Origin of the sequence: Aeromonas sp. FDAARGOS 1407, from assembly GCF_019048725.1 — a bacterium.
GTDB lineage: Bacteria > Pseudomonadota > Gammaproteobacteria > Enterobacterales > Aeromonadaceae > Aeromonas > Aeromonas enteropelogenes.
Window position 1 is genome coordinate 2871563 of the sequence record NZ_CP077399.1, and the last position, 23565, is coordinate 2895127.

At 61.0% G+C, this 23565-nt stretch carries 21 protein-coding genes and 1 riboswitch; of the genes, 12 read left to right on the forward strand and 9 right to left on the reverse strand.

Going from position 1 to position 23565, the window contains the following annotated elements; translation table 11 throughout:
- The first annotated feature begins 35 nt into the window (after positions 1 to 35).
- Together dedD and I6L37_RS13665 are read left to right on the forward strand one after the other, a co-directional pair.
- Positions 36 to 803 carry a cell division protein DedD gene (gene dedD / locus I6L37_RS13660; RefSeq protein ID WP_042025986.1) on the forward strand — a complete coding sequence of 256 codons (768 nt, stop codon included), beginning with the start codon at positions 36 to 38 and terminating at the stop codon, positions 801 to 803.
- Between the two features lie 133 nt (positions 804 to 936).
- On the forward strand, positions 937 to 1254 hold the full coding sequence (locus tag I6L37_RS13665) for a heavy metal-binding domain-containing protein (protein ID WP_216992131.1): 318 nt from the start codon (positions 937 to 939) through the stop codon (positions 1252 to 1254).
- A 94-nt stretch (positions 1255 to 1348) separates the two neighbouring features.
- On the opposite strand, the gene I6L37_RS13670 is transcribed toward I6L37_RS13665, so the two are convergent.
- On the reverse strand, positions 1349 to 3610 hold the full coding sequence (locus I6L37_RS13670; RefSeq protein ID WP_216992132.1) for an LTA synthase family protein: 2262 nt from the start codon (positions 3608 to 3610) through the stop codon (positions 1349 to 1351).
- Between the two features lie 255 nt (positions 3611 to 3865).
- Here I6L37_RS13670 and I6L37_RS13675 point away from each other — a divergent pair, with 255 nt between their 5' ends.
- The gene (locus tag I6L37_RS13675; RefSeq protein WP_216992133.1) at positions 3866 to 4951 is read left to right on the forward strand and encodes a hypothetical protein; all 1086 of its coding nucleotides are present in this window, start codon (positions 3866 to 3868) and stop codon (positions 4949 to 4951) included.
- Between the two features lie 65 nt (positions 4952 to 5016).
- On the opposite strand, the gene lysC is transcribed toward I6L37_RS13675, so the two are convergent.
- Together lysC and argA are read right to left on the reverse strand one after the other, a co-directional pair.
- Positions 5017 to 6369: a lysine-sensitive aspartokinase 3 gene (gene lysC, locus I6L37_RS13680; protein ID WP_216992134.1), complete on the reverse strand. Its 1353-nt coding sequence runs from the start codon at positions 6367 to 6369 to the stop codon at positions 5017 to 5019.
- Positions 6370 to 6458: 89 nt separating this feature from the next.
- Positions 6459 to 6682: riboswitch (Lysine riboswitch) on the reverse strand.
- Between the two features lie 107 nt (positions 6683 to 6789).
- Positions 6790 to 8118 (reverse strand): amino-acid N-acetyltransferase, encoded by a 1329-nt coding sequence (gene argA / locus I6L37_RS13685; RefSeq protein ID WP_042071699.1) that lies wholly within the window; start codon positions 8116 to 8118, stop codon positions 6790 to 6792.
- A 269-nt stretch (positions 8119 to 8387) separates the two neighbouring features.
- Between argA and msrA the strand changes: the two genes are divergently transcribed.
- Positions 8388 to 9020 carry a peptide-methionine (S)-S-oxide reductase MsrA gene (msrA, locus tag I6L37_RS13690; RefSeq protein WP_201978620.1) on the forward strand — a complete coding sequence of 211 codons (633 nt, stop codon included), beginning with the start codon at positions 8388 to 8390 and terminating at the stop codon, positions 9018 to 9020.
- A gap of 244 nt (positions 9021 to 9264) precedes the next feature.
- Here the strand turns inward: msrA and I6L37_RS13695 are convergent, their stop codons facing one another.
- Genes I6L37_RS13695 through I6L37_RS13705 form a run of 3 tightly spaced genes read right to left on the reverse strand, consistent with a single transcriptional unit; the run spans position 9265 to position 10493 of the window.
- Positions 9265 to 9600 (reverse strand): DUF3802 family protein, encoded by a 336-nt coding sequence (locus I6L37_RS13695; RefSeq protein WP_201939978.1) that lies wholly within the window; start codon positions 9598 to 9600, stop codon positions 9265 to 9267.
- 57 nt (positions 9601 to 9657) lie between these two features.
- Positions 9658 to 10134, reverse strand: coding sequence for a GNAT family N-acetyltransferase (locus I6L37_RS13700; protein ID WP_124238833.1), 477 nt, complete (start codon positions 10132 to 10134; stop codon positions 9658 to 9660).
- Complete coding sequence (locus I6L37_RS13705) at positions 10131 to 10493, reverse strand: MmcQ/YjbR family DNA-binding protein (RefSeq protein WP_216992135.1); 363 nt, start codon at positions 10491 to 10493, stop codon at positions 10131 to 10133. The genes I6L37_RS13700 and I6L37_RS13705 overlap by 4 nt, the downstream gene beginning before the upstream one ends.
- Before the next feature lie 118 nt (positions 10494 to 10611).
- Here I6L37_RS13705 and I6L37_RS13710 point away from each other — a divergent pair, with 118 nt between their 5' ends.
- Both I6L37_RS13710 and I6L37_RS13715 read left to right on the forward strand, forming a co-directional pair.
- On the forward strand, positions 10612 to 11394 hold the full coding sequence (locus tag I6L37_RS13710; RefSeq protein WP_026456517.1) for an alpha/beta fold hydrolase: 783 nt from the start codon (positions 10612 to 10614) through the stop codon (positions 11392 to 11394).
- Positions 11395 to 11493: 99 nt separating this feature from the next.
- A complete protein-coding gene (locus I6L37_RS13715; RefSeq protein ID WP_216992136.1) occupies positions 11494 to 11889 on the forward strand; it encodes a glyoxalase superfamily protein in 396 nt (131 codons plus the stop codon).
- 53 nt (positions 11890 to 11942) lie between these two features.
- Here I6L37_RS13715 and I6L37_RS13720 read toward each other — a convergent pair whose 3' ends face one another.
- Both I6L37_RS13720 and I6L37_RS13725 read right to left on the reverse strand, forming a co-directional pair.
- Positions 11943 to 12227 (reverse strand): ribbon-helix-helix domain-containing protein, encoded by a 285-nt coding sequence (locus tag I6L37_RS13720; protein ID WP_042025999.1) that lies wholly within the window; start codon positions 12225 to 12227, stop codon positions 11943 to 11945.
- Between the two features lie 76 nt (positions 12228 to 12303).
- Entirely contained in the window at positions 12304 to 13281 is a 978-nt protein-coding gene (locus I6L37_RS13725; RefSeq protein ID WP_216992137.1) for a LysR family transcriptional regulator, read from the reverse strand.
- 63 nt (positions 13282 to 13344) lie between these two features.
- Here I6L37_RS13725 and I6L37_RS13730 point away from each other — a divergent pair, with 63 nt between their 5' ends.
- The 5 genes from I6L37_RS13730 to I6L37_RS13750 are packed head-to-tail and all read left to right on the forward strand — an operon-like array spanning position 13345 to position 20713.
- Positions 13345 to 15042: an L-lactate permease gene (locus tag I6L37_RS13730; RefSeq protein ID WP_216994170.1), complete on the forward strand. Its 1698-nt coding sequence runs from the start codon at positions 13345 to 13347 to the stop codon at positions 15040 to 15042.
- Between the two features lie 12 nt (positions 15043 to 15054).
- A complete protein-coding gene (locus I6L37_RS13735; RefSeq protein ID WP_216994171.1) occupies positions 15055 to 15846 on the forward strand; it encodes a (Fe-S)-binding protein in 792 nt (263 codons plus the stop codon).
- Positions 15839 to 17275, forward strand: coding sequence for a LutB/LldF family L-lactate oxidation iron-sulfur protein (locus I6L37_RS13740; protein WP_216992138.1), 1437 nt, complete (start codon positions 15839 to 15841; stop codon positions 17273 to 17275). The genes I6L37_RS13735 and I6L37_RS13740 overlap by 8 nt, the downstream gene beginning before the upstream one ends.
- A gap of 1 nt (position 17276) precedes the next feature.
- Complete coding sequence (locus tag I6L37_RS13745) at positions 17277 to 17921, forward strand: lactate utilization protein C (RefSeq protein WP_216992139.1); 645 nt, start codon at positions 17277 to 17279, stop codon at positions 17919 to 17921.
- A complete protein-coding gene (locus tag I6L37_RS13750; RefSeq protein ID WP_216992140.1) occupies positions 17921 to 20713 on the forward strand; it encodes an FAD-binding and (Fe-S)-binding domain-containing protein in 2793 nt (930 codons plus the stop codon). Before I6L37_RS13745 ends, I6L37_RS13750 begins: the two co-directional genes overlap by 1 nt.
- 312 nt (positions 20714 to 21025) lie before the next feature.
- Here the strand turns inward: I6L37_RS13750 and I6L37_RS13755 are convergent, their stop codons facing one another.
- Entirely contained in the window at positions 21026 to 21979 is a 954-nt protein-coding gene (locus I6L37_RS13755; protein ID WP_216992141.1) for a hypothetical protein, read from the reverse strand.
- 382 nt (positions 21980 to 22361) lie between these two features.
- On the opposite strand from I6L37_RS13755, the gene I6L37_RS13760 reads away from it, so the two are divergent.
- Entirely contained in the window at positions 22362 to 23459 is a 1098-nt protein-coding gene (locus I6L37_RS13760) for an ISAs1-like element ISAs1 family transposase (RefSeq protein WP_010676219.1), read from the forward strand.
- The last annotated feature ends 106 nt before the right edge of the window (positions 23460 to 23565 follow it).

Sequence of the window (23565 nt, forward strand, 5' to 3'; positions counted from 1 at the left end):
GCCGCGTATCGAGTTAAGTAAAGCTAGGAGTCAACTTGGCCTCGAAGTTTCAAAACCGTCTGGTGGGTACCGTCATCCTGGTGGCCCTGGTCGTCATTTTCCTGCCGGATCTGCTGGATGGGCAGAAGCTGGCGCAAAAGGAGGAGGCATTCGCCAAGATCCCGCTGCGCCCTGAACTGGAGCCCGCTCGTCCCGAGCTGCAGGTTTCTGCGGCCAGCACCCTGCCTGCCGAGCATCAGGCCAGCCAGCAGCAGGCCTCGGCGGCCCAGCAGTGGCAGGTGGAAGAGATCGCCGATCCCATGACCCTGGCAAACCAGGGGCAGGGCAGCGCCGCTCAGCCAACGGCACCTGCACCAGTCGAACAACCCAAACCGCAACCCAAGCCCGAGGTGGTCGCCAAGAAACCGGTCGAGCCACCCAAGCCGGTGGTCAAGCCCGAGCCTGCCAAGCCGGCCGAAGTGGTCAAGACGCCGCCCAAGCCGCAGGCTGGCCAGATCAAGTCCCTCGACGATTTGATCGAGAGCAAGATGAACACGCCGACCCAGCCAGCTCCCGCGCCGGCACAGGGCAGCTGGATCCTCCAGCTCGGGGCCTTCAAGAATGTCGACAGCGTCAATGCGCTGGTGAGCAAGCTGCGGGCAGCGGGCTATTCGGCCCACACCTCGCCGCGCACGCCGGTGCAGGGTCAGCTCAACCGGGTCTTTATCGGTCCGGATGTCTCCAAGGCCAAGCTGCAGGGGATGCAGGGACGGATCGCCCAGATGACGGGCCTCAGTGGCTCGGTCGTCTCCTACAATCCGTAACGCCAGCCAACGACAAACACACCGCGCCCCGTGCGCGGTGTGTTTTTATCCGCCAGTGTGCAGCTGGCGTGCGGGTTGGGATTTGCGGCCACTTGGGGTAGGCTGGCTCCTTCGTTACCTGCAGGAGTACAAGATGATCCTCTCCACCACCCCCACTCTGGAAGGCAAGAGCATACGTGAATATCGCGGCATCGTGGTTGGCGAAGCCATTCTCGGGGCCAACGTCTTCAAGGATCTGTTCGCCGGGATCCGCGACATCATTGGCGGGCGCTCCGGTGCCTATGAAAAGGAGCTGGCCCGGGCCCGGGAGATCGCCTTCGATGAGCTCAAGGAGCGCGCCGCGACGCTCGGCGCCAACGCCGTGGTCGGGATCGATATCGATTACGAAGTGGTGGGCCAGAGTGGCAGCATGCTGATGGTCAGCATCAGCGGTACCGCCGTGGTGGTGTAAGCCAGTGATGCTCCAGCCAAAGCCGGAGCAATAGATCGCCGTTTTATGAAAGAGGCCGCAACTGCGGCCTCTTGTGTATTCAGCTGAAGGAGATTCAGGGCAAGGCGTCTGGCCGGAAGCTGGCACGGATCTGGGGCACCAGTGGAGAGACCTCGAACCCCTTCTCTTCTCCCAGTACCGGGTGGAGCAGGGGCCGGTCGGTGATGGGGGTGGTGTCCCCTGCCAGCAGCTGGCGGGTGGCCTGGCCCATCTGGTAGAGCTGGCGCACCGGGGCGAACTGTTGGGCCAGCGACAGCGGGTCGTCGGCCCGGGCAAAGGCCATCATGGGGATCTGGTAGCTGGCATCGCGCGGCGGCTTGTCACCGTGAATGCCCTTGCCCGCCGACATCAGGAAGGGCTGGTGATCGCCAAAGGCCACCACCAGGTAGCGCTTGCCCGATTGATCCAGCGTTTTGAGCAGCCGCTCCAGGGATGCCATGGCATCCACCACCCCGGTGTAGTAGGTGTTGAGCAGCTGTTTGTCTGACTCGCTCTGGGTCGGGCAGGCGCCATTGAGTTCCTGTCCCTGATAGCGGGGGCCATCGAAGGGGCCGTGCCCCTGCATGGTGACCGCATAGGCAAACAGGGGTTGGCTGTCCTGCTCGCTGCGCTTGAGCAGATGGTCTATCAGCGCATCATCCGAGATATAGAGTCCCTTGTGCTCCAGGGTGGTGAAGCGGGTATCGAACCAGCGCTCCTCATAGCCAAGGGCCGGAATGGCCTTGGCGCGGCCCCAGAACTTCTCCACATAGGGGTGGGCGAACAGGGTTTTGTAACCGCTTTGCCTGGCGCTTTGGGCCAGCCCGGGCACCTGCTCAGAGAGGTAGTAGTAGGGCACCACCCCCTGTTTGAGCAGGCCCACCGGCAGACCGGTATTCATCTCGAACTCCGCCAGCACCGTCATGCCCCCTGTGGTGGGGGAGTGGATGGTCTTGCGCCACTGCTGCACGCTGGCGGGCAGGTGCAAGGTGGGGGCAGGGGCGCAGATCCGTCCCTGCCAGTCGAGCATCAGTGATTCATATTGCAGCACGATCACCAGGTCCCAGCGCGGCGCGATTCCTTGGGGAGGGTGGCTCAACTGCGGCGTCAGCTCGTTGATCTGCAGCGGATAGCGAAACACGCTGCCGCTTTGCAGCATCTCGTCCACCAGGTTGAACAGATAGAGGCCGGGGCCGGAGCGGATGATGTCCCTGTGATAGTTGACCGCCCTGTCCACGTAGCGAATGTTGGCTCCCAGCAGCTTGTTGCCGGTCTGGGTGGCGAATACGCACAGGGCAAAAAACGCGGCGGTGGCGGCGGCGGTGCGCAGCACCCAGCGTGACAGGGCGAAGCGCCAGCAGAGAAACAGCGCCAGCAAAGTGGCTAATATCGGCAGCACAGGGTGCTGATCGAGCAGGATCCGCACCAGGGCCAGCAGGTTGCCAAGGTCATCACCGCCAAGGGGTACCCCATAGATGGCAATCTTCATGAAGTTGGCCAAGAGGCCGATGCCGGAGAGGGCGGTGAAGACCAGCCCCATATAGAGGTTGAACCCCGCCAGGGCGCACAGGCCCCAACCCAGCACCATGCTGGCCCAGGCCAGATAGTAGTGTTCCGGTCGAAAACCGGACCAGAGCAGAAATTCCCCCAGCTTGAACACCACGAAGCCGTGCAGCAGCACGAAGGTGAGGTTGCCGAGCAGCAGGCTGCCGAGCACCCGCCAGCGCATGTTGCGCCTGAGTCTGGGCATCAGTACCCTGAGCACGACGGCGCTGAAGGTCAGCACCAGCACCAGGCTGGTGAACAGATAGGTGAGATTGAACCCCCGTTCCGGCAGGGTTTGCAGGATCTGGCTGAACTCGGCGCTCTCGGGGCGGTCTGCCAGCAACAGGCCGATGCGCAGCTGATAGCGGCTGGCGAGGGCATCGTCCGGTGCCCGCAAGGTACTGTTGAGGTCAAGGGTGCAGCGGGCATGCCGGCAACGCTGACGCTTGTCGACCCGCTGGCTCAGCTGGTCGATCCGCTCCCCCTTGTCATTGAGCAGTTCGACGCGCACCCTGTCCTCGGGTTGCAGCGGTTTGAGCAGTTGCCACTGGCTGCGTACCACCAGATAGAGGCCACGGCTGTCGCTTTTATAGAGCAGCGAGTGGCGGGTGAGGGTGGCCAGGGGCTGATCGGCGGGCCCCAGCACCAGCGGTTGGGCACGGCCGAGCCAGCTGCCCGGATTGATGAGGGGCAACACCAGGGTAAACAGCAGCAGTGCGCACAGCAGAGCGAGCAGCAGGGTGGGCAGACTCAGGATGCGGCCCGTCGGGTGACCTGAGGAGGAGACGTTCATATGAGCTCGTCCTTTGAGCGAGTGAGAGAGAAAGCGTGTATCCGCATACTGTTTGACCCGATGGTGCTGACCTTGTTCCTGCTTGTCAATTTAATGACGGCTTGATGAATATTGGGTGACGATACATCCCTGCAAATTGTGATCCTGATCGAGAGGCTGCACGGATTCTGTGATGAAAGCGTCATCATGATGTTTTGCCGCTGGTTTGGGGAGAGTGGGCTGTTTAGTCTCTCAATAGAGCCGGGAGGTACATATATGAATCCTAAAGTGATGGCGCGTCAGGCCAGATTGCTGCGCATGCTGGAGAGCAAGGAGGAGGTGCGGATCGGGCGCGAGCGCGATTGCCCGCTGCCCGTGGGGCAACTGGTCAATCTCAAGGAGACGCATCCCGCCGTGCTCAAGGTCTATCGCCATGGCCTGACGGCCGAGGTGTTCCACCTCAAGGTCGATGGCCATCACTGGTGCCTGAAGCGGCGCCGTCAGGATTCACTGGTCGCCAATCTCGATGGCAAGACCGCCTTTCTGACCGAGCTGGAGCGCCGCCGGGAAATAGAAGCACTGCGCGAGCTCCATCCCACTATTCTCTCCCATGTGGTCTGCACCAGCTATGGCTCGGCCCGGGCCGGCATCCTGGTCTCTCCCTGGCTGCGTGGCGTACCTGTGCATAGCCTCAACGAGCGCAATCTGGCCCAGATGCTGGAGGTGGAGGGGGAGCTGGCCCGCTGGGGCTGGTTTGACTGGGATCCGAGCCCCGGCAACCTGCTCGATGACGGCGAGCAGATCAGCGTCTTCGATTTTGGCTACATGTGGACCTTCGATCCCCGCTTTGAATACAACTCCAACGGGCTGGTTGACCCCCAGTTTCATGTGCCGGAGCGGCTGGAGACCCGCACCCTCTCCGGGCTCTGGCTCGATGAGCCCGATCCCTTGCCGCAGTTTCGCTACTGGCGCGAGCTCTGCCTTGCCTGGGTGAAGCAGGAGATCCTCCATCTCGGCCGCCAGGGGGCGAGCGCCCCCGTGCTGGCGCGGCTGCATGCCCTGCAGGGGGAGTGGAGCGCGGCGCTGGCCAGTGACGAGGCGCTGGCCGCCAACTGGTGGCGCGACATGTATCGCAGCCACAAGCTCGATGTAGCGGACGATCTGAGCGGCCAGAGCTGCGGCCCGCTCACCCTGCGCCGCCTCGACTGGCTGGAGCAGGCGGTCACCGATCACTATCCCTTGCTGGTGGATAACCTGCCTGGGCAGGAGGAGGGCACCAGCCAGGATGACATGCTGGCGCGCTTGCAGCGACAGCGCCGCGAGGCCATGGCCTGCCAGCTGCCGGTGGCGACGCCGGCCTGAAACAGGGTCAACCGTGAAGGCAAAAAAAGAGGGCACCCCGGGGTGCCCTCTGCTATGGAAGCTGTTTAATCCAGCAGCTCCTGATGGAGGCAGTTGACTATGTTGCCGGCGTCCGACTCCTGTACCAGGAAGCAGAGGTTGTGGGCGCTGGCGCCGTAGCAGATCATCCGGATGTTGTGATCCCGCAGAGTCGAGAAGACCTGACTGCCGACTCCGTTCACCTCGCTCATGCGGTTGCCGATGAGGGCTACTAGCGCAAGCCCCGTCTCCACTTCCACCTTGCACAACTGCCCCAGCTCCGCCAGCACCTTGTCACTCAAGACGGGCTCGCCGTTGCTCTGGCTGCCGGTGTGATCCAGGGTGAGCGACACGCTCACCTCCGAGGTGGTGATGAGATCCACCGAGATGCGGTGGCGGGCCAGGATGCCGAACACCTCGGCCAGAAAGCCATAGGCGTGGAACATGTTGAGGCTGTGCAGAGTGACCAGCACCTGGTTGCGGCGCAGGGCCACGGCGCGAAACAGCGGGCTCGAATCCGTGCTGGAGCGGATCCAGGTACCTCCCGCCGCCGGATCCTTGCTGGAGCCGACAAACACCGGAATGTTCTGGCGCACCGCAGGTTGCAGGGTCGCTGGATGCAGCACCTTGGCACCGAAGGTGGCCATCTCGGCCGCCTCGACGAAGCTGATCTCCGGGATGGGACGAGCGCGGGTGACGAGGCGCGGATCCGTGGTGTAGATGCCGGGCACGTCGGTCCAGATCTCTATGCTGCCAGCGTCCAGCGCCTCGGCGAGTAGGGCAGCACTGTAATCGGAGCCGCCCCGGCCCAGGGTGGTGGTGCGGCCGTCGCCATCGGCGCCGATGAAGCCCTGAGTGATGATGAGGGTGTCCCCGAGCATGGGGGCCAGGGCTTGCTGGCAGAGGGTGCGGGTGGCAGCGATATCCACGGTGGCCTTGCCAAAGCGACTGTCGGTGCGCATCAGCTGGCGCACATCCTGCCAGTGGGCCTTGACGCCGCGCTGGTGCAACAGCTCGGTAAAGAGGCGGGTGGAGATGAGCTCACCACAGGCGATGAGGCGATCGGCCAGCTCGGCGTCGGTCTGCTGGCTGGCCTGGCGCGCCATGGTGCGGATCTCGCCAAGCTGGGCCCGGATGAACTCGCTCACGTCGTTCGGGTGGCCCAGATCGGCCAAAATGGCGTGCTGGATCTCCGCCAGCTTGCCCAGTTGCGCCTCCTGGCCCGCCTCATCCAGCTCGCCCTGGGCCAGCGCTACCAAGAGATTGGTGACGCCGGCGCTGGCGCTCAGCACCACCATCCGGGTGGCGGGGTTGGCCAGCACGATATTGGCGCAGTTGTTCATGGCCGCGGCGTTGGCGACACTGGTTCCGCCAAACTTGGCGACATTGATCGGGCTCATTGCGTACTCCTGTCTTAATATAAAAATCCGGTTCCATCGGGCAAAAAGAGAGGAGGAGGCTGAAAATGGCAGGAATGATCGAAGCTATCCCGGCCAGAAGCACTCCATCCGCAGAGCCCATCCCGTACCCGCCCTGTGAGAGCGCGGTGGGGGATGACCACTACCGATGACAACCCGGGGGATTCAGCCCCCGCAGCCGACAGCGAGGCATCCAGTTACCTCGTCCATCTCGGCGCTGCTCCCCCTGACCCAAGTTCACCGGACTCTGGCGTCCTCCCTCGGGCTGCCTGGGCAGCGCTCCTCTTCTGGCTCCACCGTGGCGGTGGAGTACAATTAGAAATAACCTGCGTTGGATTACACTGTCAATCGAGTTTGTGAAAAAGTTCAAATTAGTCTTCAACCAAACGCAGAATCAACAAGTTACGCAATGCTCTTTGACAAAACCTTGGAGCGGCGCTGCCAGTTGTAGAGGCGCTGGCGCGCCACCGGCAGCTCTTCCACCTCCAGCGGCTCGAAACCCCGTTCCCGGAACCAGTGGATGGAGCGGGTGGTGAGCACGAACAGGCTGCGGATCCCGAGCCGCTTGGCCCGCTCGGCCACCTTGGCCACCAGCTGATCCCCGCGATTGGAGTTGCGGTAGTCGGGGTGGATGGCGACGCAGGCCATCTCGGCCATCGCCTCCTCGTGGAAGCAGTAGAGGGCGGCGCAGCCGATGATGAGGCCATCGCGATCTATGATGGTGAACTTGTCGATCTCCATCTCCAGCTGCTCGCGGGAGCGGCGTACCAGGATCCCTTCCTCCTCCAGCGGGCGGATGAGGTCGAGGATGCCGCCGATATCCTCTATGGTGGCGGCACGGGCCTGTTCGGCGCTTTCGCGCACTATCTGGGTACCGAGACCGTCGCGGCTGAACAGCTCCTGCAGCATGGCGCCGTCCTCCTTGTAGCTCACCAGGTGGGAGCGGGGTACGCCGCCACGGCAGGAGGCAATCGCCGCGCGCAGATAACGGGCGGTACCCGACATCTCGGCCCCCGCCTGCTCCAGCTCCACCAATAGTTCTTCGGCCTGTTCGGGGAAGAGCTCCGAGATGGCCTCACCGTGTCTGTCCATCACCCCCTGGGTGCTGCTAAAACAGATGAGCTTGTCCGCTTTCAAATCCACTGCCACCCGGCGCGCCACCTCCTCGGAGCTGAGGTTAAAGCTCTCGCCGGTGACCGAGCAGCCGATGGGGGAAATGAGCACCAGGCTTTTCTGATCCAGCTGGCGGGAGATCCCCTCCACGTCGATGCGGCGTACCCGGCCGCTGTGGCAAAAATCGATGCCGTCATCCACCCCGAGCGGCTGGGCGGTGACGAAGTTGCCGCTCACCACGCTGATGCGGGCCCCCTGCATGGGGGTGTTGGCCAGCCCCATGGAGAGCTGGGCCGTGATGTCGTATTGCAGGCCGCCGCACACCTGTTTGATGAGGGCGAAGCTCTCGTCATCGGTGACTCGGGTGCGCTTGTGATACTGGGCGTCGATGCCGGCGCGGGCCAGCGCCTCGTCATTTTGCGGACGTGAACCGAACACCAGCACCAGGCGTATCCCTAAGGTCTGCAGCAGGGCGATATCGCTGACGATATTGGCAAAGTTGGGGTGGGCGATGGCCTCGCCCCCGATCATCAAGACAAAGGTGGCACCCCGATGCACGTTGACATAGGGGGTGGATTGCCGGAAAGCATTGACCAGACTGGGTTCGCGTTCACGCACTTGAGGGATCTTCCATAAAAAAACAGCGATTCGCTCAATATATGAAAATAAATTCACAAATCAAGACTAAATATTGATTTATAGGGTTTCTTGTCCCGCTGTTGTTTCCCTTGTTCTGCTGCCTTGGCGGCTGGTGTAGAGGAGGGGAGTGAGCCATCACTGGATTATGCAGGGGAGCTCTGGTTGATCCGGGGCGATAAACTGTTATCTTCGATATTCCTTTTCGTCAGCTGTGCGATGACACAGGGTTTTATACAAGGACAGGGTTCATGGAACAGATTATTTCGCCGGCAGATGCGCTGCCGGGCCGCCGCGAGGCGATGGTGATTGGCCAGCAACATGCGGTGAACGGTCACCCGACTCAGGGCCCCTGGCCTGAAGGGATGGAGATCGCCTGGTTTGGCATGGGGTGCTTCTGGGGTGTCGAGCGTCTGTTCTGGCAGCAGCCGGGAGTCTATTCCACTGCCGCCGGCTATCAGGGCGGGTTGACCCCCAATCCCACCTATAAAGAGGTGTGCAGCGGCCTGACCGGCCACGCCGAGACGGTGCAGGTGGTGTTTGATCCCAAGGTGATTAGTTACGGCGACCTGCTCAAGCTCTTTTGGGAGCAGCATGATCCGGCCCAGGGGATGCGCCAGGGGGGCGATATCGGTACCCAGTACCGGTCGGTCATCTTCCATGCCGACGAGAGCCAGCAGGCCATCGCCCAGCAGAGCCTGGCCGCGTTCCAGCAGGCCATGGTGGCCAGCGGCGACAGTCGCGCCATTACCACCCGCATCCTGCCCTATGCTCCCTTCTATTACGCCGAGGATTATCACCAGCAGTACCTGGAGAAGAACCCGGATGGCTACTGTGGTCTGGGGGGAATTGGGGTGTGCCTGCCGCCGTCGCTCAACCGTTGAGGCAAGCGGTAGCTGGTTTTTAAAAAAAGTAAAAATATAAGATCAAAGTCTGGAACTTACTGCGACGACCGCTGACTAACTGATTAGCGTCCAGGGATCGGATGCAAAGTCCAGACACATTTCATGCCTTGAGAACCACTCGATAAGTGAACGGTCGGGTGGGTTGAAAATGATAGCAAGCAGGGCTGCCTGACAAGGCGGCCCTTTTCATTTTCTGGCGAAGGAGAGTTGGAACAGGCGCGGATCAGGCGATCGCGCTGTCAAACAGGTTCTTGATGAGATCGATGAACTCTTCGAGGAAGGCTTGCTGTTCCGGGGTCGGGGCGCGCAGCCAGACGGCCGAGAGGACCTCTTCCAGATCCGCCACCACGGCATCCGCTTCCTGCATGATGACGAAACGCACCTTGGGATCGAGCTCGGGATGCTGCTCGCAGATGGCCATCAGGTTGCTGGCCACACGGCCACTGACCAGATCCTCGATGGTCTCGCCCCCTTCACTCTGTTGTTGGGTCTCGAACAGTCCCAAACGCTCTACCAGATACTCGATCAGCGAGATATAGCCATCACTTTCTACCACCATGGGTGCAGCCTCAATACAGTAACAATACGAAAATCAGGCGTATTTTAGTGGCTTGACCTAGCTTGGCAAGCGGCAGAACAGGCGATATCGGGTAAAACTGACCCCGCCACGCTCCACACACTCCATCCCGGTCAGGGTAAAACCATGTCGTAAAAATAGCCCATAACTGAAGGCGCTGGCTTCGGTGGTCACCGCTTTGAGCCCGAGCAGAGGGGCGTTTGCCAGCGCCGTGGTCAGCAGCAGGTTGCCAAGTCCCTGGCGCTGATGCTCGGCGCTCACATAAAGAAGGCTCAGCTGTCCGTCCTGGCTCAAGGTGACGAAACCCAGGGGCGTGTCGCCCCAGCAGGCGACCCAGCCGTGGTGCTCGCGAAGCTGATTGGCAAAGCCGGGATGATGGGCTCCCAAAGCCCACTGCTCCACCTGCTCCGGGCTGTAGTGCTCGGGGCCGGCGCGGCGCACCGTCTGTTCGAACAGGGTGATGAGGGCGGGGATATGCTGCTCACCCAGCGGGACGATATGAAGTTGCGACGTCATGACTTGGCCTGAGGAGCCTGCGGGCGTTTTGCCTTGGGTAAGCCGGCGACGACCCTCTCATAGGAGTGGTGTACCCAGCCCTGCCAGAGATCCTCGGCCAGGTTGTCGCTCAAGATGACCGTGTTCCAGTGTTGTTTGTTCATGTGCCAACCCGGTTTGACCTCGGGGTGGAGTTCTCGCAGCAGCAGAGCCAACTCGGGCTCGCACTTTAGGTTGATGGTGAGGGGCTCCGCCTGCCAGTCCACCAGCGCAAACATCTTGCCGGCGATGCGGTAGACCAGGATCTCCGGACCAAAGGGCGTGTCTTCGGTGGCGCCCGGCAGGGTGAGCAGAAACTGGCGCAAGTGAGTCAGATCCATGGTGGGTTCTCGCGTAAGGGGTGATCCTGGTCATGGTTTGCGCATATCTATCAGGGGTTTGCTTCTGGTACTATGCGCGCTGCCGAGTATACCCCCCATCACAGAAGGAGCCCATTGGATGTTGTACCACAAGACCTTCGAGCTGGGTCCCGAACGGGATTGGGTGGTGTTCGTGCACGGGGCGGGCGGCAGCTCTTCCATCTGGTTCAGACAGCTGCGCGCCTATCGCGAGCACTTCAACGTGCTGCTGCTGGATCTGCGCGGCCACGGCCAGTCCCACAAGCTGCAGCAGGTGATCCAGGGCCACTACAGCTTTCGCGCCGTGACCGAGGATATCGTTCGTCTGCTCGATCATCTGAATATCCGCCGTGCCCACTTCGTCGGCATCTCTCTCGGTACCATCCTTATTCGCCATCTGGCGGAGCTCTGCCCCGAGCGGGTCAAGAGCATGGTGCTGGGGGGCGCCATCCTGCGCCTCGACATCCGCTCCCGGGTGCTGGTGCAGCTCGGTCGCCTCGGCCAGCACATCCTGCCCTACATGTGGCTCTACCGCTTGTTCGCCTTCATTATCATGCCGCGCCAGCATCATCAGGAGTCCCGCAATCTCTTCGTGCGCGAGGCGCGCAAGCTCTGCCAGAAAGAGTTCAAGCGCTGGTTTCGCCTCGCCACCGAGGTTAATCCCCTGATGCGCTATTTCCGCGAGCGCGCCCTGCCCATTCCCACCCTCTATGTGATGGGGGAGGAGGATCACATGTTCCTGGCGCCGGTGCGCGAACAGGTGGCCCGCGATGCCAGCGCCTCCCTGATGGTGATCGAGCAGTGCGGTCACGTCTGCAACGTGGAGCAGCCCGAGCAGTTCAACCGCACCACCCTGGCGTTTCTCACCGCCCAGCGCCCCTGAATCGGGCGCCTTGCGGTTGCCGACCGCTGTGGTACTCCGCTACTACCCGGCGCGCCGTGCGCTTCGCTACCCTGTGGCTCCCATTGATAAGGAGCCAATATGACCAAACTCATCCACACCATGATCCGGGTTCGCGATCTGGATGCCTCCACCCGTTTCTACCGCGATGCCCTCGAGCTGGAGGTGCGGGATCACTTCCCCTTCGATGGCTTCTCCCTCACCTATCTTGCCAATGCAAAGAGCGGCTTCGAGCTCGAACTCACCCACAATCACGGGCAGGCCGAGCCCTACAGCCACGGCAGCGGCTACGGCCATCTGGCGGTAGCGGTGGAGGATATAGAGGCGGCCCATCAACGGCTGACGGCGCTTGGGCTCACGCCCGCGCCGGTCAAGGCGATGCAGCACGAGGGCAACCTGCTGGCCCGGTTCTTCTTCGTGACCGACCCTGACGGCTACAAGATTGAATTTATCGAGCGCGGCGGGCGCTTCGCCTGACGCGAAACGAACAGAGGTTGTTGGCGGCCAGAGGGGATCCTCTGGCCGTTTTTTCAGGCGGCGTTCCGAGCGGTTGCGGGGTTGGATTCGAGATAGATGAGGCAGGAGCAGCGCAGCAGGGAGGCAAAGTTGCCCATCTCCATGCCATTGCCCTGCGCCTCCTGATAGAGCTCGGAGAGAAACTGCCCCATGGAGCGCCCCTGGGCGTGGCAGAGCTGCTCGAGAATATCCCAGAACTTGTTTTCCAGCCGGATGCTGGTGCTATGGCCACAGATCCGCACCGAGCGGGTGGTGCTGGTGTAGTTGTAGGGATCCTGGCCGGAGAAAACGGTGCACATGGGGCGCCTCCTGGGTAAACGGGGAGGCCATGGTAAGCAAGGCCTCTCGTCAGGTCAAAGTCGCCAACCCGTTCGCTCACACGAAGTAGTGGGCGATGTCGAGGTAGCGCTGGCGGATATGCTCGATGAGCAACCTTATCTTTCTCGGCGGCTGGCGGGTGAAGGGGTAGACGGCGTAGATGCCGAGCTTCTTGCCCACCCGGTCGGGGAAGAGATCCACCAGATCCCCGTTCATCAGGTCGTGATAGACCAGGCAGCGAGGCACATAGACGATGCCGCGTCCCCCCAGCGCCGCCTTGCGCAAAGCGCTGGCGTTGTCGGTGGAGAAGCTCCCCGACACCGACAACAGATAGTCCCCCTGTTCCCCCTTGAAGGCCCACTCCGAGGCCCCCGTGCTCTGGTAGGCGTAGCGCAGGCAGTTGTGGGTGAGCAAGTCTGACGGCTCGCGCGGCGCCCCGAAGCGGCGCACGTAGGCGGGGGCGGCGCAGATCACCCACTGGGAGTCGAGGATGTGGCGGGCAATCAGGCTCGAGTCATCCAGATAGCCGGTGCGAATGACCAGGTCGAACCCCTCTTCCACCAGATTGACGAAGCGGTTGTCGAGCGACATCTCCACCGTGAGCCCGGGGTGCTGCTGGCAAAAATCGGCCACGGCGTCGGCGAGCAGCAGCTCCCCCGAGATGGTGGGCACCGACATGCGCACATGACCGCTCACCTTTTCACCAAATCCCGCCACTGCATCGAAGGCGTCCAGTGCGGCGGCCTTCACATTTTTGGCACCCAGATAGAGCTCCTTGCCCGCCTCGCTCAGGGTCAGCCGGCGGGTGGTGCGATAGAGCAGCTGCACCCCGAGCTCCTCTTCCAGGCGCCCAATCCGCTTGCTAACCACTGAATTTGTCAGGGAATTTTGTTCGGCCACCTTGCTGAAGGAGCCTGCCTCCACCACCTGGGCGAAGAGAATGAGGTCGTCGGTACTGGCCATATTTGTCGATTTTAGGAATGAATGTTGTTCATTATTTCCATATATCGCGAAAAAGGAACAGGGTAAGGTCACGTTCGCTTAACAAAACAACAACAAGGTGCGCCCGTCGCACGACCTCTGGACAAGGATGCAATGATGACAGACACCCTGTTGGCCCTGGTGGCCTTCTCGCCGATCGTGGTGGCCGCCGTGCTGCTGGTCGGCCTCAACTGGCCTGCCAAGCGCGCCATGCCCATCGCCTTTATCCTGACCGTATTCATCGCCCTGTGGGGCTGGCAGATGAGCCCGACCCGGGTGCTCGCCTCCAGCCTGCAGGGGCTCATCATCACGGTGACCGTGCTCTGGATAGTGTTCGGCGCCATCCTGATGCTCAATACCCTGAAACACACAGGTGCCATCAGCGCCATTCGCGGCGGTTTCACCAACATCTCGCCGGACCGGCGCATCCAGGCCATCATCATCGCCTGGTGCTTCGGCGCCTTTATCGAGGGAGCCTCGGGCTTTGGCACCCCGGCCGCCATCGCCGCGCCCCTGCTGGTGGCCATCGGCTTCCCGGCGCTCGCTGCCGTGCTGCTCGGCATGATGATCCAGTCCACCCCGGTTTCGTTCGGTGCGGTGGGCACCCCCATCCTGGTGGGCATCAACAAGGGGCTGGATAACCAGGCCATCGGCCACACCCTGAGCGCCGGTGGCAGCAGCTGGGACATCTACCTGCAACAGGTGACCACCAACGTGGCCCTCATTCACGCCACCGTCGGCACCCTGATGCCGGTGCTGATGGTGATGATGCTGACCCGCTTCTTTGGCCGCAACCGCAGCTGGACCGAGGGGCTCTCCATCCTGCCGTTCGCGATATTCGCCGGGCTCGCCTTCACCGTGCCCTATGCCCTGACCGGCATGCTGCTTGGCCCCGAGTTCCCGTCCCTCATGGGTGGCCTGGTGGGGCTGGCTCTGGTGGTGACGGCGGCGCGCCATGGTTTTCTGGTGCCCAAGAACTCCTGGGATTTCGCCCCCGAGAACGAGTGGCCCGCCGAGTGGCTGGGCTCCCTCAAGCTCGATCTCAAAGAGGCCGCCGGCCGCCCCATGTCGCTGCTGCTGGCCTGGCTCCCCTATGTGGCACTGGCCCTCTTGTTGGTGGCGAGCCGGGTGAGCCCGGAGTTCAAGGCCAGCCTCCTGTCGGTGAGCCTCGCCTTCACAGACCTCTTGGGGGAGAAGGGGGTTAGCGCCTCCATTGAGCCGCTCTATCTGCCGGGGGGCCTGCTGGTGTTCTGCGCCCTGCTCGCTACCCTCATTCAGGCCCGCGCCCTGGCCCCCCTCGGCCGTGCCGTGAGCGAGTCGAGCCGCACCCTGATCGGCGCCGGTTTCGTGCTGATTTTCACCGTGCCCATGGTGCGCATCTTCATCAACTCCGGCGTCAACGGGGCGGATCTCGCCAGCATGCCGGTGACCACGGCGAACTTTGCCGCAGGGCTCGTCGGGGAGTTCTTCCCTGCCCTGAGCGCCACCATAGGCGCGCTGGGGGCTTTTATCGCCGGCTCCAACACGGTGTCGAACATGATGTTCAGCCAGTTCCAGTTCGAAGTGGCCCAGACCCTCGGCGTCTCCACCGCCGCCATGCTGGCGCTGCAGGCCGTGGGCGCGGCGGCTGGCAACATGATTGCCATTCACAACGTGGTGGCGGCGTCGGCCACAGTGGGGCTGCTCGGCCGCGAGGGGGCGACGCTGCGCAAGACCGCGCTGCCGACCCTCTACTACCTGCTGGCCACCGGCCTTATCGGGTTGGCGCTCATGTACAGCTTCCATGTCTCGGACGCACTGCTGCAGCTCAAGTAAGGAGAGCAAGTGATGAAGGTAATGCGGGTCTATCCGGCCAAGCCGGCCGATGTCTATCTCTACGCCACCTGTTTGGTGGACCTGTTCGACCCGGTGGCGGGGCTCGATGCCATCGCCCTGATCGAGCGGGAAGGGATAAGGGTGCACTTTGTCGAGAAACAAACCTGCTGCGGCCAGCCGGCCTACACCTCGGGTCACGAGGAGGAGGCGCGCCAGGTGGCGCAAAGTCAGATGGCGCTCTTCCCCGAGCCCTGGCCGGTGGTTGTGCTGTCGGGCTCCTGCGGCGGCATGATGCACCACCACTACCGCCGTCTCTTTCCAGAGAGCCGCGAGGTGGCGGCGTTTTGCGAGCGGGTGTTCGAGCTCACCGAGTTTCTGGCCCGGGTCTGCCGGGTGCGCTGGCACGGGGTGGGGAGGGCGAGCATCGTCATGCACACCTCCTGCTCGGCCCGGCGCGAGATGCAGGTGCACACCACGGCTCGCAGCCTGCTGGGGCAGCTCGAGGGGGTCACCTTGCACGAGCAGGCTTACGAGAGCGAGTGCTGCGGTTTTGGCGGCACCTTCTCGGTGCGACATCCCCACATCAGCCAGGCCATGGTGGAGGACAAGACCCGCCACCTGCTGGCCACTGGCGCCGATACCCTGGTGAGCGCCGACTGGGGGTGCCTCTTGAACATCAAGGGATCCCTGGCCTATCAGGGCAAGACGTTCCCTGCCACCCATCTGGCGAGCTTCCTGCTCGCCCATAGCGAGCCGGTCGCTCAGGGCTTACAAGCGCAAAAACAGGGGGCCCATCATGAGTGATCACGCCAAGTATTCGCCGCGCCGCTTCCACCCCCAGGCCGAGGCGGCCCTGGCCGACCCCGTGCTGCGCCAGAATTTTCGCGGCGCCATGGATTACCTGCGCGGCAAGCGCCGCGACGCCTTCGCTGACCCGCAGGAAGAAGCGGCGGTGCGCGATGCGGCTGAGCAAATTCGCCAGCGCTGCCTCTCGCGCCTGCCGGAGCTGCTGGAGCAGCTCGAAACCAACTGCGAGCGCAACGGCATCCGGGTGCACTGGGCCCAGACGCCGGCGGAGGCCAACGCCATCATTCTCGGCATTGCCCAGCGACATAGGGTGAGTTCCATCGTCAAGGGCAAGTCCATGGTGAGCGAGGAGGTGGGTTTCAACCACGAGATGGCGCGCCACGGCATCCGTTGCCTCGAGAGCGACATGGGGGAGTTTATCGTCCAGCTCGATGGCGACACTCCGTCCCACATCATCATGCCCGCCATCCACAAGAACAAGCAGGAGGTGAGCGATACCTTCGCAAGCAACCTGGAAGGCTTCACCCCCACCACGGACGTGGACGCCCTTATCCAGACCGGGCGGCGGGCCCTGCGCGAAGAGTTTCGCCGTGCCGGCATGGGGCTCTCCGGCGTCAACTTCGCGGTGGCCGAAACCGGCAGCCTGTGTCTCGTCGAGAACGAGGGCAACGGGCGCATGTGTACCACTGTGCCGAAAGTCCACGTGGCCATCACCGGCATCGAGAAGGTGGTGGAATTTTTCAGCGATGTGCCGCCCCTTTACAGCGCCCTGACCCGCTCGGCCACCGGTCAGGCCATCACGACTTATTTCAACGTCATCAGCGGCCCGCGCCGGGCAGGGGAGCTGGATGGCCCGGACGAGGTGCACCTGGTGCTGCTCGACAACGGCCGCAGCCAGGCTTATCGGGACGAGGAGCTGCGCAAGACCCTGCAGTGCATTCGCTGCGGCGCCTGCATGAACCACTGCCCGGTCTACACCCGCATCGGCGGCCACGCCTACGGCACCATCTATCCGGGCCCCATCGGCAAGATCATCTCCCCCCATCTGCTGGGGCTGGAAAGCACGAGCGATCTGGTGACCGCATCCAGCCTGTGCGGCGCCTGCGGCGAGGTGTGCCCGGTGCGCATCCCCATTCCCGACATGCTGCAGCGCCTGCGTCGGGAGGCCAAACACGACGCACTGCCCGGTCACGAACCGCTGGCGGGGCAGGGGGCGGCCAAGAGCCGGCTAGAGACCCTTGCCATGCAGGGCTTTGCCTTTGCCGCCACCCACCCGCGCCTCTATCACGCAGCGACCGGTGTGGCCGGTCGCCTGCGGGGCTTGATGCCCAAACACCTGGGCCCCTGGACCCAGTGCCGCGAAGCCCCCAAACCCGCCCCCCAGAGCCTGCACGCCCTGCTGCGCCAGAAGAAGAAGGAGTCCTGAGATGTCGAGCAAAGAGGCCATATTGAGTCGCCTGCGCGGCGCCGCCACCCCCATGGCCCACGCCCCCCATGGCTGGCAGCCCTGGCGTGGGGAGGATGAACAGGCGCGGCGCGAGCGCTTTGTTGCCGGGATCAGCGCCAGCCACGCCGAGATCCTCACAGTCCAACAGGCAAACCTTGCCAGGGAGCTGACCGCCTGGCTGGATGAAGAAGGCGTGACGAGTCTGGCCTGTGGCCAGGGGGGCCGCTGGCAAGTCGACGTCGCGGCCGCCTGCGCCGGGCGCTCTGTGTTGACCCCCTCTGGCGAGTTCGCGAGCTGGAAAGACGAGCTGTTTGACGTCTGTCAGGCGGGGATCACCCACTGCGCTGGCGCCATCGCCGATACCGGCACCCTGGTGTTGCTGCCGGATGGTGGCGAGCCGCGCACCTTATCCCTGGTCCCCCCCTGCCATATCGCGTTGCTGGCGGCCTCCACTATTGCCGACAACCTGGCGGGGCTGGTGGACGCCGGGCGCTGGCAGCAGGCCATGCCCACCAACCTGCTGCTGGTCTCAGGCCCCTCCAAGACCGCCGACATCCAGCAGACCCTGGCCTACGGTGCCCACGGCCCGAGTCGCCTCTTGGTGGTGCTGGTGGAGGATTGCTGATGGGCTGGAACCAGTTTGACGCCGCCGTGCTCGCTCGCATCCCGTCGGATCGCCTGGTGCGCGATCCGGATCTGCGCCTCGCCCACGGCACGGACGCGAGCTTCTACCGGCTGGTGCCCGAGCGCATCGTGCGCCTCGACTCCCTCGAGGAGGTGCGCTTCGTGCTGGGGGTGTGCCGCGAGCTGAACCTGCCGTGCACCTTTCGCGCCGCCGGTACCAGCCTCTCGGGCCAGGCCCTGAGCGATTCGGTGCTCATCACCTTGACCGACAGCTGGCGCGGCCACCGCATTCTGGACGAGGGGGCGCGCATCGCCCTGCAACCCGGGGTGATCGGCGCCGATGCCAACCGCTATCTGGCGCCTCTGGGTCGCAAGATTGGGCCGGATCCGGCCTCCATCAACGCCTGCAAGCTTGGCGGCATCGCCGCCAACAACGCGAGCGGCATGTGCTGCGGCACCGCCCACAACAGCTATCACACCCTGCACGCCATGACCTTGTTGCTGGCCGATGGCACCGTGCTGGACAGTGGCGATCCCCACAGCCGCACCGCCTTGGCGGCAAAGCGCCCGGAGCTGCTCACGGGGCTTGCCGCCCTGCGTGCCGAGGTGCTGGCGAACGCCGAGCTTGCCGCCAAAATTCGCCACAAGTACCGGCTCAAGAACACCACCGGCTACGCCATCAACGCCCTGCTCGACCATGAGGATCCCATCGATATCCTCACCCACCTGATGATTGGCTCGGAGGGGACCCTCGGCTTTATCGCCGAGGTGGTGCTCGACACCGTGCCCGAATACCCCCACAAGGCCTCGGCCCTGCTGGTGTTCCGGGACGCCGAGCAGGCCTGTCTGGCCACCTCGCGCCTGAAAAGCGCCCCGGTGGCGGCGGTGGAGCTGATGGATGGGCGATCCCTTCGCTCGGTGGCGGGCAAGCCCGGTCTGCCGGACTTTATCAAGGCGTTGGATCTGGCGGCCTGCGCTTTGCTTGTCGAGGTACATGGGGAATCGAAAGAGGAGCTGGTGACTCGCTGCGAGCAGGTGACGGCCATGGCGGCCGAGTTCGCCCAGGTCGCCTCTGTGCCTTTTACCAAGGAGAGCGCCGGCCTCTGGGCCATTCGCAAGGGGCTCTTCCCGGCGGTGGGGGCGGTGCGCACCACCGGTACCACCGTCATCATCGAGGATGTCGCCTTTCCCATCGAGCGTCTGGCGGAGGGGGTGGCGGGGTTGCAAGCCCTGTTCGATCGCTTCGAATACGGTGAGGCCATCATCTTCGGCCACGCGCTGGAGGGAAACCTGCACTTCGTCTTTACCCAGGGCTTTGACGATCCGGCCCAGGTGGCCCGCTACGGTGCCTTTATGGATGCGGTGGCCGAACTCGTCGCCGTGCGCTTTGGCGGGTCGCTCAAGGCCGAGCACGGCACCGGCCGCAACATGGCCCCCTATGTGGAGCTGGAATGGGGGCCGGAGGGGATGGCGCTGATGCGCCGCATCAAAGCGCTGCTTGACCCCGATGGCCTGCTCAATCCCGGCGTCATCATCAACGATGACCCCAACGCCCACCTGGCCCACCTCAAGCCCATGCCGGCGAGCGATGCCATCGTGGACCCCTGCATAGAGTGCGGCTTTTGCGAGGCGGTCTGCCCCTCGCGCACCCTGTCGCTCTCGCCGCGCCAGCGCATCGTGCTCTACCGCGAACTGGCCCGCCGCAATCGTGCCGATGAGCCCTCCAACCAGCTGGCCCGGCTGTTTGACTATCAGGGTATTGAGACCTGCGCCGCGACCGGGCTCTGCGCCGATCGTTGCCCGGTCGGCATCAACACCGGCAGCCTGATCAAAAAGCTGCGCACTGACAAATACCGGCGCTTCGTGCCCATCGCCCGCTGGAGCGCCGATCACTTCGCCGGTGTCACCCGCACGGCCCGTGGGGCCCTCGGCCTCAAAGCCATTGCTGGCAAGCTGTTGGGAGAAAAAGCGCTGGCAGGGCTGGTGAACGGGGCACGCAACATCAGCGGCCAGCGCACACCCGCCTGGTTGCCGACCCTGCCGGGGCCGAGCCGCTACCGCTGGTCGCAAGGGGAGGGGATCCATAGCGGATCCGGTGAGCGCGCTGTGGTTTATCTGCCGTCGTGTGCCAGCCGGGTGTTTGGCCAGCAGGAGGAAGCCCCGTCACTGCCGGACGTGGTGTTATCTCTGCTCAAGAAGGCAGGTTGCCGGGTCATAGTGCCGGTGAGAGTTGAGGGGCTCTGCTGCGGCATGCCCTATGACAGCAAGGGGATGGTCGAGGTGGCGGAAGCCAAGCGCAGTGAGCTGGCCGAGGTATTGTGGCAGGCAAGCGAGCAGGGGCGCTGGCCCGTGCTGCTCGACACCAGCCCCTGCGTGCAGCGGCTGTTCTCGGGGGCGCTCGGCAAGGGCCTACGGGTGTTCGAGCCCGCTACCTTTGTGCTGGAACACTTGCAGCCCCACCTTGAGCTGACCCCCATCGATGAGACAGTGATGCTCCATATCACCTGCAGCAGTCGGCGTATGGGGCTGGGTGATAAGATGCTGGCGGTGGCCCGCGCCTGCGCCCGCGAGGTGATAGTTCCTGAGCATATCCAGTGCTGCGGCTTTGCCGGCGACAAGGGGCTGATGACCCCGGAGCTCAACGCCGCGGCGCTTGCCAGCCTGCCCGCCCAGGTGCCCAGGGATTGTCGACAGGGATTCAGCAATAGCCGCACCTGCGAAATGGGGCTTAGCCAACACGCCGGCATTCCCTATCACAGCATCCTCTATCTGGTGGATCAGGCGGCGAGATAGGGAAACAACAACGGCAGGATAATTATCCTGCCGTTTTCAATACTGATGAATGGAGCGGTTATATCAATGGTTCTATCTTAGTTTCTATGAATATGAAAGGGACCAGATGATAACCCACTCGACACAAGGAAGTGACGATGATGTTGTTTGGACATATGGTCTAATTTATATTCGAGTAGCGTAATTGCATACACACGGTGGGGCAGCATTTATTTTTGGACTTTTAGGATAAAAAGGTCCCCCCCCTCTTGATATAAATTTGGGGTGGGGGAGGGTATTCGATATTTCATGCCAATGTAACTTACTGTAGGATCAAGCGAATAGATCTCCTTGTGAATCTCGGAGATTTTTCGTGTGTAGATACCTATTTCCTTGAGAAGTTTTACTGACATCTACGCCATCAGAGATTTCCAATACTGTGGATACGGCATACCCAGTAACTTTAACATCACCAACTTCATCAAGTTCTCTACCTATACGAAGCACACAAGTAATAGCAGAGCCATGCTTGAATGCAACCTTTTCTAAAAGAACATCTTCTTTAAATTGAGCATCTAACATATCAAAAGTAATAGTTTTTTCTTCATATATTCCCTTCCATCTATAGCGACCTTCTTTTAATACTGGCGATACAATTTCTATCACTGCTGACTCATCAACTTCGGAATTAAGCTTGTTTGAGGATAAAATAAATTTTTTGAAATCAATCCTGTCAATTATGCTTTCATTATCAATAGGTTCAAAGTCCTTGCCGAGGATGTTAAAGCCTACCTTTTTTACTTTATGATATCTATTTAAGTGAGCGTATAGGTTTGAACGACGCTTAACAAATTTCAGGCTTTTGTCTACATAACTTGCGGCCATTCCAATAACTGCTTTATCAATTTTCTCTACAGGTTTTTCTTGTAACTCAAGTTTCAGTTTTTGAATGTTTAACTTTTTCTCTTCTATCGTAAGTTGCTTAATCTCTTTTTCTAAAGCTTCGATTTCTGGATCACTAACAGGTACGCGAGACAATATTATTGAAATAATAACCAGCAATATTGTTATTTGGTTCCCGTGAGCCCCAAGTAGTCGCCAAAACTCTCTGAATCCGCCTTCTGCATAAGCCTCACTGTTGACTGATATATCGATGCTTAATATATCCGCAGCTTCAATCAGAATGGCTAATATTTCTGCCTCACAACGATTACGTATGACCGCATCTATATTATGGCTATCATCGGTAAAATAGTAATGAAGTTCTAATTTATCTGCATGGCTCATACGTCATTCTCTTTAATATTTACAAATTTTAATGGCTGACTATTCCCAGTGGCTTTGATATGTTCAATTAGTGAAGCGTAATGGGGCTTTCACAAATTTATAATTTTTTTTGCTAATATTCTGGTTCATATGTGACAAGTCACCAAAGGGTCCGCTTGGGGATGATATCAAGCACTTGTTAGTCTGTTGAGCGAATAATCACCAAACGAATGGGATTTGAATGATTCTTTGAAGGTGATCAGATTTTCATACATCTAGTCCTTAATCTCTCGTCATCTCGAGATCGCCGACGCCGCCAGGGCGGGATCGCACTTTGTTAATGAAATTTGAACAGGCAGATCGTCTGTGATCTAATCGCGTCTCCATGCAGGAGGCACGCGCTATGACGTTGATTGAACACCTTACCCTTGTCGAAGAAACTCGCTCTGAGATCAATCGTAAACATAACCTGGTTGATGTCATGTTCCTTGTCATCAGTGCCATCATGAGTGGTGCCGAGGGCTGGAATGACATCGAAACCTATGGCGATTCAAAGATCGATTGGCTGCGTCAGCATCGCCCCTTTGCCAACGGCATCCCGCGGCGTCACACGGTTGCCCGCATTCTGCGCTGCATTGTCATCGATACCTTGCTTGAAGCGTTGCTGTGCTGGGTCAATGAACAGCGCACTCATCAGGGCAAACCCATCATTGCCTTTGATGGCAAGGTGTTACGCGGCTCCTTTCGGGGAAATGCCAAGGATGCGCTTCAGTTGGTCACGGCTTACGATACCGAAAATGGGCTGGTGTTAAGCCAGAAAGCAACCCCTAACAAGAAGGGGGAAATCGAAACCGTCAAAGATATGCTGGACATTCTTGAGCTAAAAGGAGCCGTTGTCACACTCGATGCGTTGCATTGTCAGCGTGAGACACTGGAGAAAATCAGCGAGAAGAAGGCTCATGTAGTGGTACAGGTCAAGAATAATCAACCGAAGCTGTATCAAGCGGTTCAATCGCAATTCCAGTCACTGTTTGACGCCCAGAAAGAGAAGATTGTCGTCGAGCACAAAGAGAGTGGACATGGCCGCCAGGAAGAGCGTTATGTGTTTCAATTAAAAGCCAAATTACCGCCAGAGTTGACGGAGAAATGGCCGACAATCCGCAGCATCATTGCCGTTGAGCGTCACCGCAGCGCCAACGGAAAAGGAACGGTAGATACCTCTTACTATGTCAGCTCGTTATCCCCCAAGCACAAGCTGCTAGGGCACTATATACGGCAGCACTGGCGGATAGAGAACAGCCAGCATTACATTCTTGATGTGGTGTTCAACGAGGATGCTTCCAGGATAGCGATGGAGGATGCGGTCGAGAATATGGCGCTATTCCGGCGGTTCGTATTGAATATCGTAAAACAGAGCAATTGTGGTGCTCGAAGTCAGAGAAACAAGCTAAAAAGAGCCGGCTGGAATGACGACTATCGGGCTCAGTTATTCTTTGGTTAAAATATCAACAAAGTGTGCTCCCGCCCTGCCGACGCCGCTGGTGTCTATCAAAAGGGATACCAACCCTTACCAGTAGTCAAAGCAGCCGTTCAGGGGGTGATTGGGG